Source organism: Bradyrhizobium sp. Ken51, from assembly GCF_055807435.1.
Window position 1 is genome coordinate 576388 of record NZ_JBVVPB010000001.1, and the last position, 22389, is coordinate 598776.

20 protein-coding genes are annotated in these 22389 nt (G+C 62.8%); 7 read left to right on the top strand and 13 right to left on the bottom strand.

Going from position 1 to position 22389, the window contains the following annotated elements; all coding sequences use genetic code 11:
- Nucleotides 1–5: 5 nt before the first annotated feature.
- The 5 genes from AC0L27_RS02520 to AC0L27_RS02540 all read right to left on the bottom strand — a co-directional run bounded on the left by AC0L27_RS02520 (nt 6) and on the right by AC0L27_RS02540 (nt 5413).
- Complete coding sequence (locus AC0L27_RS02520; protein ID WP_354207192.1) at nt 6–434, bottom strand: globin family protein; 429 nt, start codon at nt 432–434, stop codon at nt 6–8.
- Nucleotides 435–611: 177 nt separating this feature from the next.
- On the bottom strand, nt 612–1991 hold the full coding sequence (locus AC0L27_RS02525) for an MFS transporter (RefSeq protein ID WP_354207194.1): 1380 nt from the start codon (nt 1989–1991) through the stop codon (nt 612–614).
- Nucleotides 1992–2330: 339 nt separating this feature from the next.
- A complete protein-coding gene (locus AC0L27_RS02530; protein WP_007593952.1) occupies nt 2331–3125 on the bottom strand; it encodes an ABC transporter ATP-binding protein in 795 nt (264 codons plus the stop codon).
- A gap of 11 nt (nt 3126–3136) precedes the next feature.
- Entirely contained in the window at nt 3137–4033 is an 897-nt protein-coding gene (ntrB, locus tag AC0L27_RS02535; protein WP_275170447.1) for a nitrate ABC transporter permease, read from the bottom strand.
- 60 nt (nt 4034–4093) lie between these two features.
- A complete protein-coding gene (locus tag AC0L27_RS02540) occupies nt 4094–5413 on the bottom strand; it encodes a CmpA/NrtA family ABC transporter substrate-binding protein (RefSeq protein WP_275170446.1) in 1320 nt (439 codons plus the stop codon).
- 669 nt (nt 5414–6082) lie between these two features.
- On the opposite strand from AC0L27_RS02540, the gene AC0L27_RS02545 reads away from it, so the two are divergent.
- The gene (locus AC0L27_RS02545) at nt 6083–6922 is read left to right on the top strand and encodes a formate/nitrite transporter family protein (protein ID WP_275170445.1); all 840 of its coding nucleotides are present in this window, start codon (nt 6083–6085) and stop codon (nt 6920–6922) included.
- A gap of 55 nt (nt 6923–6977) precedes the next feature.
- Nucleotides 6978–8714, top strand: a complete 1737-nt coding sequence (locus AC0L27_RS02550) for a bifunctional protein-serine/threonine kinase/phosphatase (protein WP_473317891.1) — start codon at nt 6978–6980, stop codon at nt 8712–8714.
- Between the two features lie 17 nt (nt 8715–8731).
- On the opposite strand, the gene AC0L27_RS02555 is transcribed toward AC0L27_RS02550, so the two are convergent.
- Both AC0L27_RS02555 and AC0L27_RS02560 read right to left on the bottom strand, forming a co-directional pair.
- The gene (locus tag AC0L27_RS02555; RefSeq protein ID WP_354207202.1) at nt 8732–9406 is read right to left on the bottom strand and encodes an NAD(P)-dependent oxidoreductase; all 675 of its coding nucleotides are present in this window, start codon (nt 9404–9406) and stop codon (nt 8732–8734) included.
- A gap of 41 nt (nt 9407–9447) precedes the next feature.
- Nucleotides 9448–10317, bottom strand: a complete 870-nt coding sequence (locus AC0L27_RS02560) for an SDR family oxidoreductase (RefSeq protein WP_354207204.1) — start codon at nt 10315–10317, stop codon at nt 9448–9450.
- 102 nt (nt 10318–10419) lie between these two features.
- Here AC0L27_RS02560 and AC0L27_RS02565 point away from each other — a divergent pair, with 102 nt between their 5' ends.
- Nucleotides 10420–11313 carry a LysR family transcriptional regulator gene (locus AC0L27_RS02565; protein WP_473317892.1) on the top strand — a complete coding sequence of 298 codons (894 nt, stop codon included), beginning with the start codon at nt 10420–10422 and terminating at the stop codon, nt 11311–11313.
- 21 nt (nt 11314–11334) lie between these two features.
- Here AC0L27_RS02565 and AC0L27_RS02570 read toward each other — a convergent pair whose 3' ends face one another.
- Nucleotides 11335–12252, bottom strand: coding sequence for an intradiol ring-cleavage dioxygenase (locus AC0L27_RS02570; protein ID WP_354207352.1), 918 nt, complete (start codon nt 12250–12252; stop codon nt 11335–11337).
- A gap of 169 nt (nt 12253–12421) precedes the next feature.
- Between AC0L27_RS02570 and AC0L27_RS02575 the strand changes: the two genes are divergently transcribed.
- Nucleotides 12422–13696: a serine hydrolase domain-containing protein gene (locus AC0L27_RS02575; protein ID WP_354207208.1), complete on the top strand. Its 1275-nt coding sequence runs from the start codon at nt 12422–12424 to the stop codon at nt 13694–13696.
- Nucleotides 13697–13744: 48 nt separating this feature from the next.
- Here AC0L27_RS02575 and AC0L27_RS02580 read toward each other — a convergent pair whose 3' ends face one another.
- The 4 genes from AC0L27_RS02580 to AC0L27_RS02595 form a co-directional block, all read right to left on the bottom strand.
- Nucleotides 13745–15064 carry a TRAP transporter large permease gene (locus AC0L27_RS02580; protein WP_354207210.1) on the bottom strand — a complete coding sequence of 440 codons (1320 nt, stop codon included), beginning with the start codon at nt 15062–15064 and terminating at the stop codon, nt 13745–13747.
- A complete protein-coding gene (locus AC0L27_RS02585) occupies nt 15061–15576 on the bottom strand; it encodes a TRAP transporter small permease (protein WP_354056619.1) in 516 nt (171 codons plus the stop codon). Before AC0L27_RS02585 ends, AC0L27_RS02580 begins: the two co-directional genes overlap by 4 nt.
- 84 nt (nt 15577–15660) lie before the next feature.
- A complete protein-coding gene (locus AC0L27_RS02590; RefSeq protein ID WP_275170438.1) occupies nt 15661–16659 on the bottom strand; it encodes a TRAP transporter substrate-binding protein in 999 nt (332 codons plus the stop codon).
- A gap of 382 nt (nt 16660–17041) precedes the next feature.
- Nucleotides 17042–17275, bottom strand: coding sequence for a hypothetical protein (locus AC0L27_RS02595; RefSeq protein WP_354207215.1), 234 nt, complete (start codon nt 17273–17275; stop codon nt 17042–17044).
- A gap of 138 nt (nt 17276–17413) precedes the next feature.
- Between AC0L27_RS02595 and AC0L27_RS02600 the strand changes: the two genes are divergently transcribed.
- The 3 genes from AC0L27_RS02600 to AC0L27_RS02610 all read left to right on the top strand — a co-directional run bounded on the left by AC0L27_RS02600 (nt 17414) and on the right by AC0L27_RS02610 (nt 20716).
- Nucleotides 17414–17758: a DUF1236 domain-containing protein gene (locus AC0L27_RS02600; RefSeq protein WP_275170436.1), complete on the top strand. Its 345-nt coding sequence runs from the start codon at nt 17414–17416 to the stop codon at nt 17756–17758.
- Nucleotides 17759–18109: 351 nt separating this feature from the next.
- Nucleotides 18110–19567: a sensor histidine kinase gene (locus AC0L27_RS02605; protein WP_354207354.1), complete on the top strand. Its 1458-nt coding sequence runs from the start codon at nt 18110–18112 to the stop codon at nt 19565–19567.
- Nucleotides 19568–19582: 15 nt separating this feature from the next.
- The gene (locus AC0L27_RS02610) at nt 19583–20716 is read left to right on the top strand and encodes a mandelate racemase/muconate lactonizing enzyme family protein (RefSeq protein ID WP_354207217.1); all 1134 of its coding nucleotides are present in this window, start codon (nt 19583–19585) and stop codon (nt 20714–20716) included.
- 77 nt (nt 20717–20793) lie between these two features.
- Here AC0L27_RS02610 and AC0L27_RS02615 read toward each other — a convergent pair whose 3' ends face one another.
- Nucleotides 20794–22344 (bottom strand): peroxidase family protein, encoded by a 1551-nt coding sequence (locus AC0L27_RS02615; protein ID WP_354056623.1) that lies wholly within the window; start codon nt 22342–22344, stop codon nt 20794–20796.
- Nucleotides 22345–22389 lie beyond the last annotated feature (45 nt).

Genomic DNA, 22389 nt, shown 5'->3' on the forward strand with positions numbered 1-22389 from the left:
ATCTCCTATTCGGCAGCCTGCGGCTGTGCGCCGTAGGCCTCGGAAATCATGTAGCCGGACAACACGCCGTAGGCGTCGGTCCAGGCGGTCGCGAGTTCGGGCGTCCAGGCCTCGCCGAGCCCCTTCTCCAGGGTCCACAGCAAGGTCGCGCCGACCACGGGGTAGTGCTCGGCCTTGGCGCCGTAGCCGACGTGACGCTTCGCAAGCGCCGAGGCCGCGGGAAGAATCGAGTCCAGGTTCGATAGGCCGCCGACGACGGCGGCGAGCATGCCCATCAGCTTCTTGCGCTGCTCGGTCATGTCCTCGGGAAACATCGCGCGCACGGATGGCGCCACCTCGAACAGGCGATCGTAGAACAGCACCGCGGCCTGCGCGGAAATCGGCGCGATCTTGGCAAAGCTCTGCTGGACGAGGGTGATCTGTTCTGGCGTCATGATGTTCTCCTGCCTGTTGGGTTTGCCTTGGTGCGCGCCATTGCGAACCAGGTTCATTGTCAAACTGTCGGGCAATGCTTCTCCCCGCGTACGGGGAGAAGCGAGATTCGTACCAAGTCTCTATCCTTTGAGCATGATCTTGCCGGAAAACCGCTGCACACTTTTCCGGATCATGCTCTACACCCTTGCTCCGGCGAGGCTTGACGCGCCTTCGCCCTGCGGGCTGCGACGCAGATAGAACCACCAGGTCAGCGCGAGGCAGGAGGCGTAGAAGCCGAGATAGATCGCGAGCGCGAGCTGCGGCCCGCCGGTCAGCGCGATCGACTTGCCAAAGCCGGTCGGGATCAGATAGCCGCCGACGGCGCCGACCGCGCCGATGAAGCCAACCGCAGCACCGCTCTCGATGCTCGCCGTCTTCAAGGCGACCGCGCGCTCCGCATCGCCCTTGCCGCGCACCCTGAAGAGGTTCTGCTCGCGGAAGATCGAGGGAATCATGCGGTAGGTCGAGCCGTTGCCGATGCCCGTCGTCACGAACAGGACCAGGAACATCGACAGGAAGCCGATGAAATCCTTGTGCCCGACGAAGTAGAGCACGCCGACCGTCGCCCCTGCCATCACGATGAAATTCCAGAACGTGATGACCGAGCCGCCGATCCTGTCGGCAAGCCAGCCACCGAGCGGCCGCGACAGCGAACCGACCAGCGGTCCCAGGAACGCGATCGCAATCGTGACTTGCGGGAACTGGGTCTTGATCAACAGCGGAAATGCAGCCGAGTAGCCGATGAAGGAGCCGAACGTGCCGATATAGAGATACGCCATGATCCACGTGTGCTTGCGCTTGACCACGGCGAGCTGGTTCTTGATCGACGACTTGGCCGTGGTCAGGTTGTTCATGAAGAACACTGCGCCGAACACCGCGATCGCGATCGGCAGCACCCACATCAGGCCGGCGTTTTGCAGGAAAACATCGTCAACAGGAGTTGCCTGGAACAGGTTGATGACGGCGAGCGTCATCAGGATCGGGGTCAACAGCTGCACGCTGGAGACGCCGATATTGCCGCCGGCCGCATTCAGTCCGAGCGCCCACCCCTTCATCCGGTCGGGGAAGAAGAACGAAATATTGGTCATGCTGGAAGCAAAATTTCCACCGCCGAGACCGGCGGTCGAGGCAATCAGCAGCATCAGCCAGAACGGCGTGTCCGGCTGGCCGACGAAATAGGCGAGCGAGAGCGTCGGAATGAACAGGATCGCCGCACTGAAGATGGTCCAGTTGCGACCGCCGAAGGTCGTCACCGCGAAGGTATAGGGAAAGCGCATCAACGCGCCGATCAGCCCGGGCACCGCGACGAGCTGGAACAGCTGGTCGGTGGTGTAGTGGAAGCCCGCCTGCGGCAGCTTGGTGGTAACGATGCTCCAGATCAGCCAGACCGAGAAGCCGATATGTTCGGCCACGATCGACCAGATCAGGTTGCGTCGCGCGATAGTCTTGCCAGTCGCATTCCAGAACGCCTCATCTTCGGGGCGCCAGTCTGAAATCCAAGTCCGACTCTTGGTCATTGCAGAATCCCTTCCAGGCTCACCGCTGCGTCGTTGCAGGCTCAGCCTCCGGCCACGGAGGCGCGCTCCGAGGCTTCACCCCCGGTGGCGAGTTACGATGCTGATTGATGATGTTGAGGGACGTCGTCGTTGGCGTCGCGATTGGTGTTTCAATTTCCGTGCCAACTGCGCGCATTCCGGAAACGCAGGAAATTCAGAAGCTTGTTCGAAGTGCTCCGAATCTTCGCAGGACTATTTCGCACGCAAATTTTGCGATTCGCTCAATCCCTGTGCGCCGCACAAGGATTGAGCTTGATGATTCAAAATTAGGCGTTGCGTTAGCGCCTGTCGGTGACGCGTTTACGCGGCTTCGACGAAGCGATGACGCTCGTAGAGGAATTCGAGCACGCGCTGCCGGCACTTCAGATAAGTGGTGTTGGTCGCGAGCTCGAGCCGCTTGCGAGGACGCGCCAGCGGCACCTCCAGCACCTCGCCGATGCGCGCGCTCGGTCCGTTCGTCATCATGACGATGCGGTCGGACAACAGCACCGCCTCGTCGACGTCATGGGTGATCATCAAAATGGTGTTGCCGAGCTTCTGATGCAGCGCCATCACCGAATCCTGCAAATGCGCGCGGGTCAGTGCGTCGAGCGCGCCGAACGGCTCGTCGAGCAGCAACACTTTCGGCTCCATGGCAAGCGCGCGGGCAATGCCGACGCGCTGCTTCATGCCGCCGGAGATTTCCGAAGGCCGCTTGTCCTTGGCATGGGCCATCTGCACGAGGTTGAGATTGTGCATGACCCAGGCGTCGCGTTCGGCGCGCTTCTTGGTTTTGGCAAAGACCTTGTCGACGCCGAGCCGGACGTTCTCGTACACGGTCAGCCACGGCAGCAGACTGTGGTTCTGGAACACCACCGCGCGGTCGGGTCCCGGCGAGTTCACCTCGCGGTTCTCCAGCAGCACGCCGCCGGTGGTGGCGTTGGTCAGGCCTGCGATGATGTTGAGCAGGGTCGACTTGCCGCAACCAGAATGGCCGATGATCGAGACGTATTCGCCCTTCTCGATGGTGAGATTGATATCCTTCAGCACCTCCGTGGAGGCTGCGCCGCGGGTAAAGATCTTGTCGATGTGGTCGAGCTTCAGATAAGCGGTCATGTGCTTCCCCTTCAGTTCAGCGCGGTGCCGCGGGTGACGATCTTGCCGGCGCCCGCGATCAGGCGGTCGAGCACGAAGCCGATGATGCCGACATAAAACAGTGCCAGGATGATCTCGCTGATATGCGAGGAATTCCAGGCGTCCCAGATGAAGAATCCGATGCCGACCCCGCCGATCAGCATTTCCGCGGCGACGATCGCGAGCCAGGACAGGCCGATGCCGATGCGAAGCCCCGTGAAGATGTAGGGCGCGGCGGCCGGGATCATGATCTTGGCGAAGAATTCGAGCGGGTTGAGCTGCACCACCGCGGCGACGTTGCGATAGTCCTGCGGGATGTTGCGGACGCCGACCGCGGTGTTGATGATGATCGGCCAGATCGAAGTGATGAAGATGACGAAGATCGCCGAGGGCTGGCCGTCGCGGAACGCGGCGAGCGACAGCGGCAGCCAGGCCAGCGGCGGGATCGTGCGCAAGACCTGGAACAGCGGATCGAGCCCGCGCATCGCCCAGACCGATTGTCCGACCAGGACGCCAAGCGCGATGCCGGCAATCGCCGAGAGCGAATAGCCGAAGGCGACGCGCTGGAGGCTGGCGGAGAGGTGCCAGAACAGCCCCTTGTCGATGCCGCCATGATCGAAGAACGGATCGAGGATCAGCTCCTTGGTATCTTTGAACACCTTCGACGGCGGCGGCAGTGCCGAGCCGGCGCGGCGGCAGACCAGCTCCCAGACCAGAAGCAAGAGCGCGATCACGACCAGCGGCGGGATGACGCGCACGGCGGTCTCCCGCGCCATCCGCGCGTAAGTCTCCGAACGCGGCGGCCGCTTCGGTGTCATCGCGACGACCGGCGCGGCAGCGCTCGCGGGCTTCGCGGTCTCAACCTCGATCTTCGTGGCGGGCATGTTCATCGCAATATCTCTCCGGCTGCAAAAGGCGATGCGGCCGCCCGGAGGCGGCCGCTAGCTCCATCAGACTTCGACGCGCTTGATCGCGAGCGACTTCAGATAGGCAGCCGGATTTTCCGGATCGAACACCTTGCCGTCGAAGAACGTCTCCTTGCCGCGCGAGGTGGAGGTCGGGATCTCCGCGCTTGCGATGCCGAGCGTCTTGGCCGCGTCGCGCCACATGTCTTCGCGGTTGACCTTGGCAATCAGCGCCTTGGTGTCGAAATTCGCCTCGTACTTGCCCCAGCGAATGTCTTCGGTGAGGAACCAGAGGTCGTGGCTCTGGAAGGGATAAGAGGCGAAGTCGCGCCAGTACTTCATGATGTGCGGCGAATTCTCGACCACCTTGCCGGGAAGGCCGTAGTCGAACTTGCCGGCGGTGCGGTCGAGCACGTCTTCGACAGGGCAGTTCATCCACTGCCGCTTGCCCATGATGGCGGCAAGCTCGGCCTTGTTCTCGGCCTTGTCGGACCACTGCTGCGCTTCCATCACCGCCATCAGCAGCGCCTTCGCGGCCTTCGGATATTTATCGACGAAGGCGGCGCGCATGCCGAAGGATTTTTCCGGGTGCTTGTTCCAGAGCTCGCCGGTCGTGATCGCGGTGTAGCCGATGTTCTGGTGGATCAGCTGCAGGTTCCAGGGCTCGCCGACGCAGAAGCAGTCCATCGTGCCGACCTTCATGTTGGCCACCATCTGCGCCGGCGGCACCACGATGGTCTCGATGTCCTTGTCCGGATCGATGCCGCCGGCGGCAAGCCAATAGCGGATCCAGAGGTCATGCGTGCCGCCGGGGAAGGTCATCGCGGCCTTCACGGCCTTGCCCGAGGCCTTCTTCTTCTCCAGCGCCGCCTTGAAGGGCGTCGCGTCCACACCGAGCTTCAGGTCGGCATATTCACTGGCAACGGAGATGCACTGGCTGTCGAGATTGAGCCGCGCCAGGATGTACATCGGCGTCGGCTGGTTGTTCTGCGTCACCTTGCCGGCCGAGATCAGATACGGCATCGGGGTCAGGATATGCGCGCCGTCGATGCCGTTGCCTTCGGAGCCGAGCACGAGATTGTCGCGCGTGGTGCCCCAGGAGGCCTGCTTCTGCACGTCGGTGTCAGGCATGCCGTATTTGGCGAACAGGCCCTTGTCCTTGGCGACGAACAAGGGGCCGGCATCGCTTAGCGCGATGAAGCCGAGCTTGGCGCCCTTGACCTCGGGGCCTGCGTCCTGCGCGAAGGCGCCGGCGGGGAAATTCAGTTTTACGGCGGCCAGGAGTGCGGCGGTCGAGCCAGCGGCCTTCAACAATTGACGGCGGCTAAGGCCAGTGTCCGACGGCCGGCGGGTGCGCTTGGTCATAGGCGGTATCGTCCTTTGCGTCGTTGCAGAATGATTGTGTCAGTGCACACGAGCAGCCCGTCCGTCCGGCGACGCCTGAAGCAGCGCATGCGAACGCGCGACGGGGAGACCCCCGTCTGGTGGCGTCGGCAATTCGGATGAGAAGTCTCGCGGGACGGCTTCAATGGCGTCGACCTGGAACTATTCAAGCTTCGTGCCAAGCGCCGCAGCGCAGAAAACAACCCAACATCAGTGTGTTAGTAGCGATGCGCCAGTCTGTCGCAGGCCTATTCCGCTCGCGAAATTTGCGGCTTGCCCAACAATTGTGCGACGCACAATAGTTGGGCAGCAGCTCAAGGAAAAGGCCGCACCACGCGCAAAAGCCGGGTCAGCCAAAGCTCTATCAGGTTGATATTGCTTGCATTTCACGAGTCCAACACGCGGCACGCAACTTGCATTCCGGTTTGGGTCAACGAAGACTGCGGCTTGCCGCACTTATGCAGGCGCTGGCGGCTGCATCCCGGAAGCTCAACTGCTTCGCGGCCCTCCTCGACTCGGTCGTCGTGACGCAATCCCAAGGCTTCCAAATCTTCCCCGGCCCACGCGCGGCACACAGCCCGCACGGCCAATAACTTTCAGCGGCGCACTCAGGGCGTCTCGATCTCTCTTACGGAGCAAAAGGAATCATCGATGTCGTATCTCGCGCCTTCGGAATTCGTCACCAAGATGGTGGATGCGGGCGAGTCCAAAGTCTTCATGTCCACCCGGGATACCATCATCCGGGCCTATATGGCCGGCGCTATCCTGGCGCTGGCGGCATGGTTCGCCGTCACGATCAACGTGAACACGGGGCAGCCGCTGGTCGGCGCGCTGCTGTTCCCGGTCGGCTTCGTCATGCTGTATCTGCTGGGCTTCGACCTCCTGACCGGCGTGTTCGTGCTCTCCCCGCTCGCCCTGATCGACAAGCGCCCCGGCGTCACCTTCGGCGGCGTGCTGCGCAACTGGGGCCTCGTATTCGTCGGCAACTTTGCCGGCGCCTTCACCGTGGCCTTCATGATGGCCTTCGTCACGACCTTCGGCTTCACGCAAGATCCCGACAAGGTCGGTGCAGCCATCGGCAATATCGGCGAAGGCCGAACGCTGGGCTACGCCGCGCATGGCGCCGCCGGCATGGCGACGCTGTTCCTGCGCGGAATGCTCTGCAACTGGATGGTTTCGACCGGCGTCGTCGGCGCCATGATCTCGACCTCGGTCCCCGGCAAGGTCATCGCGATGTGGATGCCGATCCTGGTGTTCTTCTACATGGTGTTCGAGCATTCCGTCGTGAACATGTTCCTGTTCCCCTCCGGCCTGATGCTGCACGCGAAGTTCTCGATCATGGACTATTTGATCTGGAACGAGATCCCGACCGTGCTCGGCAACCTCGTCGGCGGCCTCGCCTTCACCGGCATGACCCTCTACGCCACGCACGTCATGACCAAGCCGAAGCGCCAGGCCGGCAAGGCCACGTCGCCCCGCGTCGCGGCCTGATACGTCTCGACAGGAGAGCCTCGCCCGATCAGGGTGAGGCTCCCCTTTGCCGGTGATGACGATGACCCGCGGACTTCAGATCTCGGTCGGCCAGCATTCCGACAAGGGTCGCAAGCCCATCAACCAGGATTTTCACGGCGTCCTCGTTCCGGACGAGCCGATGCTCAGCCTGAAGGGCATAGCGGCGGTCCTCGCGGACGGCATCTCCAGCAGCACGGTGAGCCAGATCGCCAGCGAGTCGGCGGTCAAGAGCTTCCTGATGGACTATTACTGCACCTCGGAATCCTGGACAGTGAAGACCTCCGCCCGCCGCGTGCTGGATGCGACCAATTCCTGGCTGCACGCGCAGACGCGCAAGAGCCAATATGCCTACGACCGCGACAAGGGTTATGTCTGCACGCTGAGCGCCATGGTCATCAAGGCGACCACCGCGCACATCTTCCACGTCGGCGACTGTCGCGTCTATCGCGTGGCGGGCAAGGCGCTCGAGCAGCTGACCGACGATCACCGGATCATCGTGTCCTCGGAGCAGACCTATCTCGGCCGTGCGCTCGGCATCAATCCGCAGCTCGAGATCGACTACCAGAGTTTCGAGATCGAGACTGGCGACACTTTCCTGCTGGCGACCGACGGCGCCTATGAATTCGTCGATCCGCGCTTCATCACGAACGCGCTCAGCGAGCATGCAGCCGAGCTCGACGGGGCGGCGAAGGCGATCGTCGAGGAAGCCTACCAGCGCGGCAGCGACGACAACATCACGGTCCAGATTCTCCGCATCGATGCGGTGCCGCAGCGCGAGCCGGCCGGCATCTTCAACCAGACCTCCCAGCTGCCGCTTCCCCAACTGCCGGAGCCGCGGGCCATCTTCGACGGCTACAGGATCGTCCGCGAAATCCACGCCAGCAGCCGCAGTCACATCTATCTTGCCGTCGACGCGGTGACCGAGGAGCCGGTCGCGCTGAAGCTGCCGTCGATCGATTTGCGCGACAATGCCGCCTATCTGAAGCGCTTCCTGATGGAAGAGTGGATCGCGCGCCGGATCGACAGCCCGCATGTGCTCAAACCGCTGTCACAGTCGAAACGGCGCAGCTACGTCTACGTCGCGACCGAATTCGTTGAAGGTCAGACCTTGCGGCAGTGGATGACGGACAATCCGCGCCCCGATCTCGAAACCGTCCGCGGACTGGTCGAGCAGATTGCCGCCGGCCTGCGCGCCTTCCACCGCATGGAAATGCTGCATCAGGACCTCAGGCCCGACAACATCCTGATCGACAAGACCGGCACCGCAAAGATCATCGACTTCGGATCGGTCAAGGTGGCGGGCGTCGCGGAGGCCGCCCCGCAGGACGAGACCGGCGAAATTCTGGGAACGGTCCAGTACACGGCGCCGGAATATTTTCTTGGGCAAGGCGGCACGCCGCGCTCCGACATGTTTTCACTGGCCGTGATCTGCTACCAGATGCTGACGGGAAAGCTTCCCTATGGCACCCAAATCGCCAGGATCCGGCGCAACGCAGACGTGCGGAGGCTCAAATATCGCCCGGCCGACGACGACAGCAACGTGCCTGCCTGGGTCGACGGCGCGCTCAGACGTGCGCTCCATCCGGATCCCTACAAGCGGCACGAGGATCTGTCTGAATTCGTCTTCGAGCTTCGCACGCCCAATCCGGCCTATCTCGACACGCGGATCACGCCGCTCTTGGAGCGCAGCCCGCTGATGTTCTGGAAATTGACCACGGCGGCGCTCGCCTGCGTCGTCGTGGTCCTGCTTGCGATGTTGCACGCGCGCTGATCAAGGCCACGCAAGGGTCACCACGTGATGAGCGGAGACTGACGCAGCCAGGTATCGGCGCGCACCTGATCGAGCACGAATGTCGCAACGTCTCCGCGCGCAATGCTGCCGCCATGGAAGCCCGAAAGATCTGTCAGCGCCCGGACCGAGCCGCGGCCGGGCTTGTTGTTCAGGATCGAGGGGCGAACCAGGACCCAGTCCAGCCCGCTGTCTCTGACGATCGCTTCCTGCCGGCTCTTGTCGGCGTACACCTTCTTCAGGAGAAGCGGAAAGATCACATTGTCGGCGACAAAGCCGCCATGCCCGGCACTGTCGCCGGCGCCCATTCCCGTGATGCAAACCAGCCGCGAGACCTGCTCGGCCTTCATCGCGCTCACGAGCGCGCGCGTCGCGGTCGAGAGAAGCGTCACCTCGCGGAACGGGCTTACCGGCGTACCCAGCGCACTGACCACGGCATCACGGCCTTTGAGGGCTTCGCGCAGGGCTCTTTCATCGCGGGCGTCTCCGACGATGAGCTTCGCCCCCGTGATGTCACTCGCCTTGCCGGCGGACCGGACCAGCACGGTGACGTCGTAGCCTCGCGCCACCGCCTGGTTGACGATCAGGCGACCGGTGGCACCGGTCGCTCCAAGCACCAATATCTTCGTTGCGCCTTCCGGATCCGCCGGAGAAGTGGCGGTTGAAGAGATCATGATAGCATTCCTCGTTGTCGTGATGGGGACGTGCCGTGCCGTCAGGCAGAGGCCGCGATCTCGGAGACGAAGTCGCGATAGGAGCGCAGCGGGCGGCCCAGCAGCGCGGTCAGCCGCTCGACGTCGCCGGCCTCGGGGACCATTCCCTCGGTGAGGAAGCGCTCGCTCATCAGCCGCATGTCGTAAGCCATCCAGCTTGGCATGAACTGCCTGAGGTTCTTCTCGAAGCCGGCGGTATCGTCACCGGGATAGGCGATCGTACGGCCCAGCACCTCCGACCAGACGGCGGCGGCTTTCGCACCGGTCAGCATATCAGGACCGACGAGATTGATGCGCGTGAGCGGAAGCGGTGTTGCGGCGTGCTCACGACGGATGAGCTCGAGGGCCGCGAACTCGCCGATGTCGCGCGCATCGATCATGGCGAGCCCCTTGCTCCCGATCGGCATCGGATAGATGCCGTATCCGGTCACCACGTCCTTGATCGTAACATCGTTGTTCATGAAGTACGCCGGGCGCAGGATGGTGGCGTTGAAGCCCATCTGCTCGATCATCCTCTCGACGCCGAACTTGCCGGCAAAGTGCGGGACGTTGACGTAACGATCGCTGTGAATCACCGAGAGGTAGACGACCCGCCCGACGCCGGCGTCGCGGGCCAGGTTGAGCGCGATCAGCGCTTGCGTGAATTCATCCGGCACCACCGCGTTGAGCAGGAACAGGGTCGAGACGCCCTTGAACGCGCTGCGGAGCGAGTCGACGTCGAGCAGGTCGCCCTGCACGACGGTGACGCCTGCCGGGAGGTTTGCCTTGGCAGGATCGCGGGCGAGAGCGCGGACATCGGCACCGCGCTTGACGAGCTGTTCGACGACTTGGCGGCCGATGGTGCCGGTTGCGCCGGTAACGAGGATGGTCATGGGGATCACTCCGGGTTGGGTCAGAAGACATCGGGGAAATTAGTGATCCACAAACGAACCGATAGTCGCTATATCTGGACAGACCGTCTCAGTGGTGGAACGATGGACCTGCTCGCACTCACCGACTTCAATCTCGTCGCCCGGCACGGCGGGTTCGGACGGGCCGCACGGGCCGCCGGACGGCCGAAAGCCACCCTGTCCCGGCGGGTCGCGGAGCTGGAAGCTGCCCTCGACCTGCGCCTGTTCGAACGGGGCGCGCGCACCCTGAAACTCACGCAGGAAGGACGCGCCCTTTATGAGCGGACGGGGGCCTTGCTCACCGAACTCGACGAGACGGCAACAGCGATCGCGTCGGGTGGGGACAGGCCGCGGGGGCGCTTGCGGATCAGCGCGCCTTTGCTGTTCTCGCAGACTGCAATGGGAAACCTCGCGGCGGGGTTCGCGCTGAGATATCCGGAGATCCGTCTTGAGGTCACGACGGAAGATCGCTCCGTCGACATGGTGGAGGAAGGGTATGATCTGGTGATCCGGGTCAATCCCGATCCGGATGACAGCCTGGTCGGACGAATCTTTCTGCGCGATCGGCTGGTGGTCGTGGCGAGCCCGGACCTGAAACGACCGCGGGGCAATCTCGCTGTGCCGACAGTCATGCGCGGACCGGGCGACCGGAAAACAAGCTGGGACGTGACGGTGCCAGGCGGACAATCGCGCATCGCGATTGATCCGGTCCTTCGCCTGGCATCGCTCATCATGGTGCGCGACGCTGTCCGGGCCGGCGTCGGCGCCGCGCGCCTTCCGGTGTCACTGGTCAGTCACGACCTCGCTGCCGGCACGCTGGTGCTTTGGGGCGACATCGAGGGACCGGAGATCGCGTTGTGGACACTCTATCCTTCACGCCGGCTCCTAAGCGCGCGTGTATCCGCCTTCCTCGACTTCATGAAGGAAGCCTTTCCAACGGGGGCACCTGACGAACTGGCGGCCTTTATCGGGCGCTGAAGTACACCCGTCCGCGATCTTTCAGGCCGGCTCCGCCGCCTTCACTCCGAGCGGTTTCGGCGCCATGCCGCCGCCGGGCTTGAGGTGGAATTCGTAGGTCATCAGGTGCCACTGCCCGTTCGCCTTGGTGCCGTCGGGCATCTCCGGGTCGCTGCGCGGTTCGACCTTGGCGACGAGGTCGTCCTTGACGCCGAACACGACGTCGGAATCCAGATATTTGTCCCCGTCCATGAAGACGTGGGTGATCAGCGGCTCGTAGCCCTTGGCATTGACCAGGAAGTGCACATGCGCCGGGCGCATCGGGTGGCGGTTGGTCTGCACGATCATCTCGCCGACTGGACCGTCGGTCGGGATCGGGTAGCTGCACGGCAAGATGGTGCGGAAGAAGAAGCGGCCATCGCTATCGGTGATGAAGCGCGCCCGTGCCGAGGCGCCGACCTCGTCATAGTTCGGCTTCTGCGAGTCGTAGAAGCCGTCATCGTCGGCATGCCAGACGTCGACGGGGACATTCGCGAGCGGCTTGCCCTTGAGATCGGTGACACGGCTCTGCACGAACATCCGTTCGCCGGTTTGATTGTTCGGTGAGATGTCGGTGCCATGCGCCGTCACCTTGTGCTCGCCGACATAGAACGGCCCGAGCACGGTGGTCTGGGTGGCGCCCTCGCGCTCGCGATGGTTGACCGCGTCGACCAGCATGGAAACGCCGAGCACGTCGGAGAGGAGGATGAATTCCTGGCGGGTGTCCGTGCATTTCTGGCCGGTGCGGGTCAGGAAATCGACGGCGTATTCCCACTCCTCGAAGGTGAGGCCGGTCTTGCTCACGTAATCGTGCAGCGATTTCACCAATTCCTGGAGCAGGAATTTCGCGCGCGGGTCGGGTGTCCGGTCAAAGCTCCGAACGACGGCTTCGGTGAGTTCGGTCTCGTTGAACTGGGTCATGGTGCATTTGCCTGCGTTTTTCATTCGCCCGTCGGGGATCTTTTGGGCTGCTTGGAGGCGTTCCAAGGTGAAGCCTACACCAAACAGCCGGCCGGCGTTAAGCGCGACCGGCTTGGAATGAGACCGCCATTTCGGCTATCAACGTCGGACAAAACGCCCGGAGGAACTGATGCTCGCCCCCACCCCCGCCTCGCCCGAATCCCTCGGCATGTCCAAGGCCGCGCTCGACCGCGTCGATGCGCATCTGAAGAGCCGGTACATCGATGCCGGTCGCTTCCCGGGCACGCATCTCCTGGTCTATCGCCGTGGCAAGATCGCCCACAGCTCGGTGCAGGGTTTTGCCGACGTTGAGCGCAAGCTGCCCGTCAAGGACGACACGATCTATCGCATCTATTCCATGACCAAGCCGCTCACCAGCGTCGCCTTCATGATGCTGGTCGAGCAAGGCCTCGTCGCGATCGATGAGCCGGTCGCCAAGTACATTCCGGAATGGAAGGATCTCGGCGTGTTCGTCGCCGGCACCGCGCCGGCCTTCCTGACCCGTCCGCCCTCGCGGCCGATGCTGATCGTCGACCTCCTGCGCCACACCTCCGGCCTCACCTATGGCTTCCAGCAACGCTCGAACGTCGATGCCGCCTACCGCGCTGAAAAGATCGGCGAGGTCGAGAAATCAGGCACGCTGCAGACCATGATCGAGAGCCTCGCGAAAATCCCGCTGGAGTTCTCGCCGGGCGAGGCCTGGAACTACTCGGTTTCGACCGACGTGCTCGGCTACCTCATTGGCAAGATCTCCGGCATCCCCTTCGAGCAGTTCCTGAAGCAACGCATCCTCGATCCACTCGGCATGTCCGACACTGATTTCCACGTTCCGGCTTCCAAGGCCCACCGCTTCGCCGCCTGTTACTCGGCCGACCCGGGTGGCGGCATGACCTTCCATGCCGGCCAGCGGCGCGAGGGACTGACATTGCAGGACGACCCCACGACGAGCTCGTTCCTGTCGCCGCCGTCCTTGATCTCGGGAGGCGGCGGGCTGTGCTCGACGATGGCCGACTATCTCACCTTCTGCCGTGCGCTTCTCAACGGCGGCGAGCTCGGCGGCGTCAGGTTGATCGGGCCGAAGACGCTGGCGCTGATGACGACCAACCACATTCCGGGCGGCCGCTCTCTCCCCGAGGTGTCGCGCTCGCTGTTCTCCGAAGCGACCTATAACGGCATCGGCTTCGGCCTCGGCTTCGCCGTGACCATGCGCCCGGCCGAAACACTGGTCGCCGGCAGCCCCGGTGAATACAACTGGGGCGGCGCGGCCACGACGTCGTTCTGGATCGATCCGGCCGAGGAGTTGGTCACCATCTTCATGACGCAGGTGCTGCCATCCAGCGCCTACCCGCTTCGGCGCGAGCTGCGCAGCATGGTCTACGCCGCGATCACCGAGAGCAATCTCTAGGCAAATGCACTGATCCCGCGGCGTCAGAGCCGCGGGATCACCCCCCGCTCATTTCAACATCTCCGGCACGATCAGACGCGGCAGGAACAGCGACACGCTTGGCCAGACGATGACGGCCGCCAGCACAAGCAGCATCGGAATCAGCATGATTACCGTGTCCTTCAGGGCATAGCGCAGCCGTACCCCGGCGATCGAACAGGCGATCATCAGACATAAGCCATAGGGTGGGGTCACCAGCCCGAAGGCGAGCGATATGATGGAAATGATCGCGAACTGGACGGGATGGAGGTCTACGGACCTGGCGAGCGGCTCCAGCACAGTGCCGACGATGATGATCGCCGGAATGGCGTCGAGGAAGCAGCCCACCACCAGAAAGCAGAGCGCGATGAAGAAGCCCGCCCCGATCGCGCCCATGCCCCAGGTCGAGACGTTGGCCAGCAGTTCCTGCGGAATCTTGTAGTAGGCCAGCAGCCAGCCGAACGCGCTTGCGGTGCCCACGCAGAACAGCGCGACCCCGGCCAGACGCCCGGTGTCGAGCAACGCCTTGTAGAGTTCGCGCGCGCCGGTTTCACGGTAGAAGAACGTCGACAGCGCCACGGAATAAAGCACCGCAACGCAGGCGGATTCGGTCGCCGTGAACCATCCGAGCAGAATGCCGCCGACGATGATGAACGGCGTCATCAGCGCCGGTATCGACCGCCAGATGGCGCAGCGCATCTCGGCCCAGCTTGCTTTCGGATAGGTCGGATAACCGCGACGCGTCGCGTAGACATGCACGGTCGCCATCTGTGCGCCCGCGATCAGCAGACCCGGCACGATGCCGGCCAGGTACATCGCGGCGATCGAGGTCGAGATCAGCCCGCCCCAGACGATCATCAGGATCGAGGGCGGGATGATGACGGCGAGCACGGCCGAGACGGCGGTGATGGCGATCGAGAACGAGAGGTCGTAGCCCTCCTTGGTCTGGGCATCGATGAAGATCTTGGACTGGCTCGCCGCGTCCGCGGTGGAGGAGCCGGAGATGCCGGCAAAGAACACCGACAGCACGACGTTGATCTGCGCCAGCGACCCCGGCCAGTGCCCGACCATCGAGCGGGACAGCGCGACCAGCCGGTCGGTGATGCCGCCGATGCTCATCAAATTGGCGGTGAGCAGGAAGAACGGCACCGCCAGCAGGATGAATGAATTATAGGCGTTGAAGGTTTCCTGCGCGAGCGTCATCAGTGACAGATGCGGCTCGATCAGCAGGATCGGCACGCAGGCAAGGCCGAGCGCGAAGGCGACCGGCACGCGTATGATGAGCAGGCCAACGAAAGTACCGAACAGGACCATCGCGGCCTGTCCGGCAGAAAGTATATTGCCGCTCATTGATTTGCCCCAACCAGAATCCGCATCTCGTCGATAATCTGTTCACCGGCGAACACGATCCAGGTCACGCCGGCAACCGGCCAGGCGACGTGGATCATCCAAAGCGGCAGATCGGCCAGCTCCGACGTTCTGTTCCAGGCAAAGCGGGTGAACTCGAGTCCGGCGGATACGAACACCAGCGCCAGCGCCAGCACGCCGAGTCGCGCAAGAATCCGCACCATGGCCTCGCTTCGGCGTGACAGGTTAGGCCAGACGTCGACTTCAAAATGCTGCGACTCTCTGATGCCGACCATGGCACCGATCATGATTGTCCAGATGAACATGAACCGCGCCATCTCCTCGGTCCAGATGTAGGACGGAATCAATGGCGTGTAGCGCGAGATGATCTGCAACGTGACCGGAATGACCAGAATGCCGACAGAGGCGGCGAGCAGAATTTCCAGCAGTTTTGCATAGGCCGCCGTTGCTCGGCGCCATGGCGACGGGTTCGGTGGCATCGATATTTCGGTCATTACGACTCCGGGGGATCACGATCACGCAATGGGGCAAGCCGTCCGGCTTGCCCCGACGTCCTGTCACGTGGGCGGCGACAGTTCTCAGACGACGTTGATCTTCTCGAAAATGCCTTCCGCGCCGATTTCCTTGGCGTAGGTGGCCATCACGGGATCGGCGAGCTTCTTCATGGCGTCCCGCTCTTCGAAAGGAACGCGCTTGAGCTTGCCGGCCTTCTCGAGCGTGTCGAGCTTGACGACCTCTTCGCTCGACTCCAGTTGCCGGCCGTAGTCGCCGGCCTCCTTGCCGGCCTTCATGATCGCGTCCTGCAACTCCTTCGGCAGGGTCTTCAATGTTTTCACCGAGAAGCAGATCGGCCGGATCGACACGGCGTGCTGGGTCAGGTTGAGATGCGGGGCCACTTCGTAGAACTTCATCGCCTCGACGCCTGCCGCCTCGTTCTCGCCGGCCGATATCACGCCGTTCTGGATCGCGTTGTAGATCTCGTTATAAGCGATCACCGTCGGGCTCATGCCCACGGCGGCAAAGGTCTTCGACCAGATCGGCGCGCCTTGTACGCGCACCTTGAGGCTCTTGAGGTCGGCGAGGTTCTTGAGCGGCTTGTTGGCGAAAATGTTGCGGATGCCACCGCCGGAATAGCCGATCAGAACGACCTCGGCCTTGGCCGCGACTTCGTCGGCGATCGGCGCCAGGATATTGGCTTCGACGACCTTGTTCATGTGTTCGATGCCCTTGAACACGAAGGGCGCATCGATGAACGGGGCCGCCTTGGCGAAGGTTGACATGTGAGCCGGCGAGACGATGCCGTAATCGACGGCTTTGCCCTGCGACATGTACTCGAAATACTGCTTTTCGAGGCCCAGCGAGGAATTCCTGTGCAGCGTGAAGTTGACGGGCTTGCCGTAGTACTTCTTGACCAGCTCTTCGAACCGGAGCAGTGCCCGGTTGAAGGCGTGGTCGTCGTTGAACTGGACCGCGCCGTTCAGCGTGATCGGCGACTGCGCCCGGATGATCGACGGCATGCCAATCGCAGCCGCCGCAGTGGTCGCGCCAATCCCAGCGAGAAATGATCTTCGCTTCATCGTCTCCCCTCCTTTTGATGCTCCGGCCCTGTCGCCGGGCCGTGAGCGCAGCCGGTATGCAGCTTGCGAGTGGGAAGCGTATGAAAAACGTCGGCGCGACGGAAGTCATTTCGTGTGCGCGGGAGGTCCTCTTCGTCGCAGGGCCACCACTTTCGCGAACTGTTGCACTGCAACTTGCGTCCAGCCGATGCCTTGGCAGGCTGAGGGGCGGCCTCCTGCACTCGTAGCAGGCAGACGGCTTGCGGACCTGTGCGCTGCACGCGCAGACCCGCTCGCCTTCCAGTGCGCTTTAATGCAAATGGCCAATCAGATAGATGCCGCCGCCGATCACCAGAACGGCCGGCACGGCCCAGAGAATCAGAACTGGCATTTGTCATCCTCCTCAGTTGGACGTGCAGACCTTGACGGTCTTCATGCCGCTTTCAGCTTCGGTGCGCGACTTGTAGATCGTGCCTGACGGGCTGACGACGGTCATGGACGTGTCCGTCGGCTTCTTGTCGACGATCGTGCACTTCTTGGTCTTGACGTCCTGCACGACGTAGAACTCGTCGGCCGCGAACGCCGGCAGGGATATAGCAGCAAGCATCAGTGCTGCAGTGGCAATTTTTAGCTTCATCTGTAGTCCTCCTCCAGAGCCCGAGCCGTTTCGCCCGGTCATCTACAAACGGGAAAAGCCGGCAATTAGTTCCAGGGGCCGGGAACGCCGTCCGCGATGAGGGGTTGTTGCGGCGCATCTTCAAACGAGGAGAACGAGATGAAGAAGTTGTTCCTGCTTTCCGCCGCGGCGGCTCTGATTTCGACCGGTGCCTTCGCGCAATCCACCGTCGTGACGACGACCGGGACCGGCCATGCGGCGGCCGTTCAGATCGAGCCGCAGTACCGAACCAAGATCAAATCCTACGTCACCGAGCACCGTATCCGTCCGGTGACGACGAAGGAAAAGATCGTTGTCGGTGCGGCGGTGCCGAGCGACGTCGAGCTCGAGGCCGTTCCGGCCGACTGGGGCCCGTCCCTCACGAAATATCGCTACGTCTACTCCGGCGAACGCGTGATGCTCGTCGATCCCGGCTCGCGCACCGTCGTTCAGGAAATTGATTGATCCAGGTGTTGGGGCGGCTGCCGTGGAGGCGGCCGCCCTCTCTGGGAGTTGAAGTTATGAAATCGCATCGCGAGGCCCGGATCGCCGGGCTCAGCCTGGCGGCCGTCTACGCCATGTGTCTACTACTGACCGCAGTCAGCATGAGCTGAGGCGCAGGCATCCCAACTGCGCTGTAAGTGTCGCCTCTAGACGGTTCGTCCAGCTGCGCAAAAAAATATGGCGCAGCGCAAATCCCGCCCCTATGGTCTCCCAAAATCATAAATCCGGCGCTCGCCTGCGCTGGAACCGGGACGCCTGCGTTTGTCAAAGCTCACTTTGCCGGTCCGGCTCGCTCTTCTGGTCACGGGAACGATGTTGCCGCTGATCGTCTTCGCGGTCGGTATTGCCGTCTACAATTACAAGCAGGACCGCAACGACGCGACCCGCCGCGTGCTGGAGAACGTGCGCAGCATGCGCCTCGTGCTGGACTCCGAGGTGCAGCGGATGACCGGCGGCCTGCAGGTGCTTGCGCTGACGAATTCGCTGCGCAATGACGACTTCCAGAATTTCCGCCGCATCGCGCTCGGCTTCGTCGATCAGTACGGCAAGGGCGGCCTCGTGTTGATTTCCGATCGCAAGGGCCGGCTGTTGTTTTCCTCCGCGACCGAGGACACCGCGAGCCTGCCGCCACGCGGTCATCTCGAGGTCATCGAGAAGGTGTTTGCGACCAGATCGCCGCAATATTCCGACCTGTTCACCGGCGCGATCAACGGCCGGCAGGTTCTTACGGTCGAGGTTCCGGTGCTCCGCGACGGCGAAGTGATCTACGACCTCTGCTTCAGCCCGCCCGTCAGCATCTTTCAGGACCTGGTCGAGAAGCAACGGCCCGACCGGGATTGGACGGTTTCCCTGCTCGACACCAAGGCCTTCGTATTCGCGCGCACGCCAAATCCGACGGAGACGTTCGGCAAACGGGCTACGGGCACACTGTATGAGAGTATGTTGCGCACGCCGGAAGCCGCACTCTCGACGGTTTCGCTCGACGGTGTTGCGTTGTCCACCGTCTATACGAGGTCACGGCTGACCGGCTGGACCATCGTGGCCGGCGTCGCCGAGAGCTCGCTGATCGCGCCGCTCTGGCGCAACATCGCGATCACCAGCCTGATCGGCGGCATCCTGCTGCTGACCGGCCTGACCTTCGCGGTCAGGATGGCAACCACGATCGCGCGCGGCGAGATGCTGCACAATCTCCTGATCGACGAGCTCAACCATCGCGTCAAGAACACGCTCGCCTTGATGCAGGCGATCGCAGTGCAGACTTTCCGCAGTGCCAGCCGGGACGAGCGGACGAAATTCGAGGGTCGGCTGGGCGCGCTGGCCGAAGCGCACAATTTGCTGAGCCAGGAGAAATGGGCGGGCTCCGAGCTGCGGGAGGTGATCACCCGCGCGCTACAGCCGTTCCTGCTAAACAATCCAGAGCGCATCCGCATGGCAGGCCCCGCGGTGCCGCTGTCGCCGCGGCTCGCCGTGGTGCTGTCGATGATCGTGCACGAGATCGCCACCAATGCCGCGAAATACGGTGCGCTGTCCAACGAGACCGGCCGGGTGACGCTGGAGTGGGAGGTCCTTGCTGAGGCGCCAAAGCCGCGGCTGCGCCTGATCTGGACCGAGATCGGCGGACCGCCGGTGACGGCGCCGGTGCAGCGCGGCTTCGGCTCACGCCTGATCGAGCGCAGCGCTCGCGACCAGCTCGGCGGCGAGGCAACGGTCGACTTTCTGCCCCGCGGCGTGGTCTGCACGGTGATTTGCACGCTGGACGAGGCGCGGTGAACGGAGACATCGGCGATGAAGATTGCAAGCATTCGCACGCACATCCTCGAAGCAAAGCTGTCGCAGCCCTTTGCCTATTCGCGCGCCTGGTACGACACACGCACCGCGATGCTCGTCGAGATCGAGACCGATAACGGCCTTGTCGGCTGGGGCGAATGCTATGGGCCTGCCCGCATCACGGCGGCGGTGGTGCAAAGTGTCGCGCCGTGGCTGATCGGCGAGGATCCGTTGCGCACGGACGTACTGTGGCAGATGGTCTACGCGCGCTTGCGCGATCACGGCCAGAAGGGCGTCGTGATCCAGGGGATGAGCGGTATCGACATCGCGCTCTGGGACATCAAGGGCAAGCATTTTGGCGTACCCGTGCATCAGCTTCTTGGCGGCGCCGCGCGCAAGCAGGTTGCGGCCTATGCAACCGGTCTCTACCGGCGCAGGTCAGGCGATCCGCTCGAATATCTGCCGGAAGAAGCGGCGGGTTATGCCGCCGAGGGATTCCGCGCCGTGAAGCTGAAAGTCGGCTTCGGAATCGTCGAGGATGCCGCAGTCACCCGCGCGGTGCGCGAAGCGATCGGCCCCGATGTCGCGCTGATGGTCGATGCGAACCACGCCTATGACGCGGTCGCGGCGATCCGGCTCGGCCGCCTGATCGAGCGCCATGACATCGGATGGTTCGAGGAGCCGGTGCCGCCTGAGGACATAGCGGGCTATCGCGCGGTGAAATCCGCTCTCACGATTCCGGTCGCTGGCGGCGAATGCGAATTCACGCGCTTCGGCTTCCGCGAGCTGTTCGTCTCGCACGCGCTTGACATCGCCCAGCCCGACACCTGCGCGGCAGGTGGTTTGAGCGAATGCAAGAAGATTGCCGACATGAGCGAGGCGTTCGGCATCCGCTACAATCCGCACGTCTGGGGCACCGGCATCGCGATCGCCGCCTCGCTCCAGCTTCTCGCCGTGCTGCCCTCGCACACGCCGACTTCGCTGTCACCGCTCGAGCCGATGCTGGAATTCGACCGCACCGAACATCCGATCCGGCAGGCGATTTTAAAGGAGCCGATCGAGCACGCGAAGGGCATCGTGCGAGTCCCGGACGGCCCGGGACTTGGCATCGAGATCGATCGCGGGGCGTTTGCGCGATTTGCGGCGAATTAACGCATGGACTTGCCTCGCCGGCGCCGAACTGGGCCGCCTCGCGGCCCAGTTCGTGTGTCCGCCGGATCGCCAAACCTCTAGACGGTCGAGATGCCGTCGATCGGGCTGATATCCCCGACAAAGCGCAGCAGGTCGGCCATCGTGAATTCGCCCGGCACTTTTGATGGAAGTGTTGGCTTCCAGCTCTTGCCCTTGAGCCAAAGGTACGATTGACGATCGCCATGGACGAGGCCGACAAAAACCTCGGCAAGAAGCGTCGCTCCAACCGGTCCGAGCCTTTCGCCGCCGCCCCGCTGCTCCGCCTCCTTGAGGATGTAGTACCAGAGCGGGGTGTGTTCGTGCAGACCATGCGTCTTCGCTACCGCACCGTCGGTCCCCTTCGAGATTTCGGCCGGCGTCAGAGGATTTTTGATTTTCATGGCCTTGGCGATGTCCTGCCCGGACGGCAATCCCAACAGCACCCCGCGCTTGAGATTTCGGAACGGCAGGCTGCTGCCGTCACCAGGCAAGGTGTGGAGTTGCGGCACGACAAAGGGGTCGATCTTGCGAGACGGATTGAATGCAACACCTGGCGGATTGGACGGCAGAATCTCGTGGAAGCGGCGCCAGTCAATAATCCAGTTGCTTGAGAGCACCGGAAGCGGGAGCGGCGGTTGAATCGGATTGGGCGCGAGATCTCCGATGATTCCTCCCGAAAGCCCTGTAAACTTGAACAGCAGATCGAGCGTCGCAGGAACGACGCCGCCAGGCGTGAAGATTCTGTTGTGGCTATAGACCTCGCGGACCATGCTGTGGCCGAGACGGTAGACCGCGGCGGAAAACTCAACAGGCATGTAGGGTGTCTTCTTGAAGCGGTAGAAGCGCCGTCCCTGCTCGAGGATCTTCGCCACCATGCCTTTTTCGGTGATCCGCTCCACAAAATCGTGCAAGACCATCCATTGATAGTGCCAGGTGACCATCCGGCGCGCTTCTTCGAAGATCTCGCCCTGCGGCTTGCCTGACGCAGCGAGCTGATCGCAGACCTTGTTGTGAAACTTCAGCATCGCAAGGTGAGTTTGCGCAACCAGCAGATTCTCGTCATTGCGATGGTCGCCGATCAGGGCAAACCCTTCGGGACTGCGCGGAAGGTCGTTACGATGATCTCCCGTGATGTTACCGGCACCGACGTTGACGGTTTTGCCGATCAGCAGCTTGGGACCCGGGCTCTTGCCATTGTCGCTCGCCGAATTGCGCGCGTACAAATGGCGACTTCCGTCCGGTCCCAGACCGTAGACGCTGTCGAGATCGAGCGCCGGTGTACGAAAATTCTCGACGGCCGTTGGATCGGCCTCCTTGTCGCCAAAGGAGGTCAGATCCAGTGTGATGTCATGATCGATGAATTGCCCGAGATAGGTAAAGCCGGCAGGTACGTTGGCACTGTTTCCCGTGGGATCGCCTGGGGTGGGATCCTTCATCGCATCGGCGAGTGCATGGAGCGGACCGTCGTCGACGGCCAGCGGTTCGAGAGTCGGAAACATCCGACCAAACATGCCCGGATCTTCGTGTCCGGAAAGCGTATCCAGAAATTGCCGCGTCGGGTGACGTCCGGCTTTGCCATGACCGGGTTGAACGTTGACTTCGGTTCCCATCGATTGCTCCTGCGCAAAATGCTGTGAGGAAGAGGGGCGCCGGGA

Excerpts from the sequence above, each read along its gene's own strand:
- AC0L27_RS02520 (WP_354207192.1), bottom strand. The coding sequence starts at position 434 with ATGACGCCAGAACAGATCACCCTCGTCCAGCAGAGCTTTGCCAAGATC.
- AC0L27_RS02525 (WP_354207194.1), bottom strand. The coding sequence starts at position 1,991 with ATGACCAAGAGTCGGACTTGGATTTCAGACTGGCGCCCCGAAGATGAG.
- AC0L27_RS02530 (WP_007593952.1), bottom strand. The coding sequence starts at position 3,125 with ATGACCGCTTATCTGAAGCTCGACCACATCGACAAGATCTTTACCCGC.
- ntrB (WP_275170447.1), bottom strand. The coding sequence starts at position 4,033 with ATGAACATGCCCGCCACGAAGATCGAGGTTGAGACCGCGAAGCCCGCG.
- AC0L27_RS02540 (WP_275170446.1), bottom strand. The coding sequence starts at position 5,413 with ATGACCAAGCGCACCCGCCGGCCGTCGGACACTGGCCTTAGCCGCCGT.
- AC0L27_RS02545 (WP_275170445.1), top strand. The coding sequence starts at position 6,083 with ATGTCGTATCTCGCGCCTTCGGAATTCGTCACCAAGATGGTGGATGCG.
- AC0L27_RS02550 (WP_473317891.1), top strand. The coding sequence starts at position 6,978 with ATGACGATGACCCGCGGACTTCAGATCTCGGTCGGCCAGCATTCCGAC.
- AC0L27_RS02555 (WP_354207202.1), bottom strand. The coding sequence starts at position 9,406 with ATGATCTCTTCAACCGCCACTTCTCCGGCGGATCCGGAAGGCGCAACG.
- AC0L27_RS02560 (WP_354207204.1), bottom strand. The coding sequence starts at position 10,317 with ATGACCATCCTCGTTACCGGCGCAACCGGCACCATCGGCCGCCAAGTC.
- AC0L27_RS02565 (WP_473317892.1), top strand. The coding sequence starts at position 10,420 with ATGGACCTGCTCGCACTCACCGACTTCAATCTCGTCGCCCGGCACGGC.
- AC0L27_RS02570 (WP_354207352.1), bottom strand. The coding sequence starts at position 12,252 with ATGACCCAGTTCAACGAGACCGAACTCACCGAAGCCGTCGTTCGGAGC.
- AC0L27_RS02575 (WP_354207208.1), top strand. The coding sequence starts at position 12,422 with ATGCTCGCCCCCACCCCCGCCTCGCCCGAATCCCTCGGCATGTCCAAG.
- AC0L27_RS02580 (WP_354207210.1), bottom strand. The coding sequence starts at position 15,064 with ATGAGCGGCAATATACTTTCTGCCGGACAGGCCGCGATGGTCCTGTTC.
- AC0L27_RS02585 (WP_354056619.1), bottom strand. The coding sequence starts at position 15,576 with ATGACCGAAATATCGATGCCACCGAACCCGTCGCCATGGCGCCGAGCA.
- AC0L27_RS02590 (WP_275170438.1), bottom strand. The coding sequence starts at position 16,659 with ATGAAGCGAAGATCATTTCTCGCTGGGATTGGCGCGACCACTGCGGCG.
- AC0L27_RS02595 (WP_354207215.1), bottom strand. The coding sequence starts at position 17,275 with ATGAAGCTAAAAATTGCCACTGCAGCACTGATGCTTGCTGCTATATCC.
- AC0L27_RS02600 (WP_275170436.1), top strand. The coding sequence starts at position 17,414 with ATGAAGAAGTTGTTCCTGCTTTCCGCCGCGGCGGCTCTGATTTCGACC.
- AC0L27_RS02605 (WP_354207354.1), top strand. The coding sequence starts at position 18,110 with ATGTTGCCGCTGATCGTCTTCGCGGTCGGTATTGCCGTCTACAATTAC.
- AC0L27_RS02610 (WP_354207217.1), top strand. The coding sequence starts at position 19,583 with ATGAAGATTGCAAGCATTCGCACGCACATCCTCGAAGCAAAGCTGTCG.
- AC0L27_RS02615 (WP_354056623.1), bottom strand. The coding sequence starts at position 22,344 with ATGGGAACCGAAGTCAACGTTCAACCCGGTCATGGCAAAGCCGGACGT.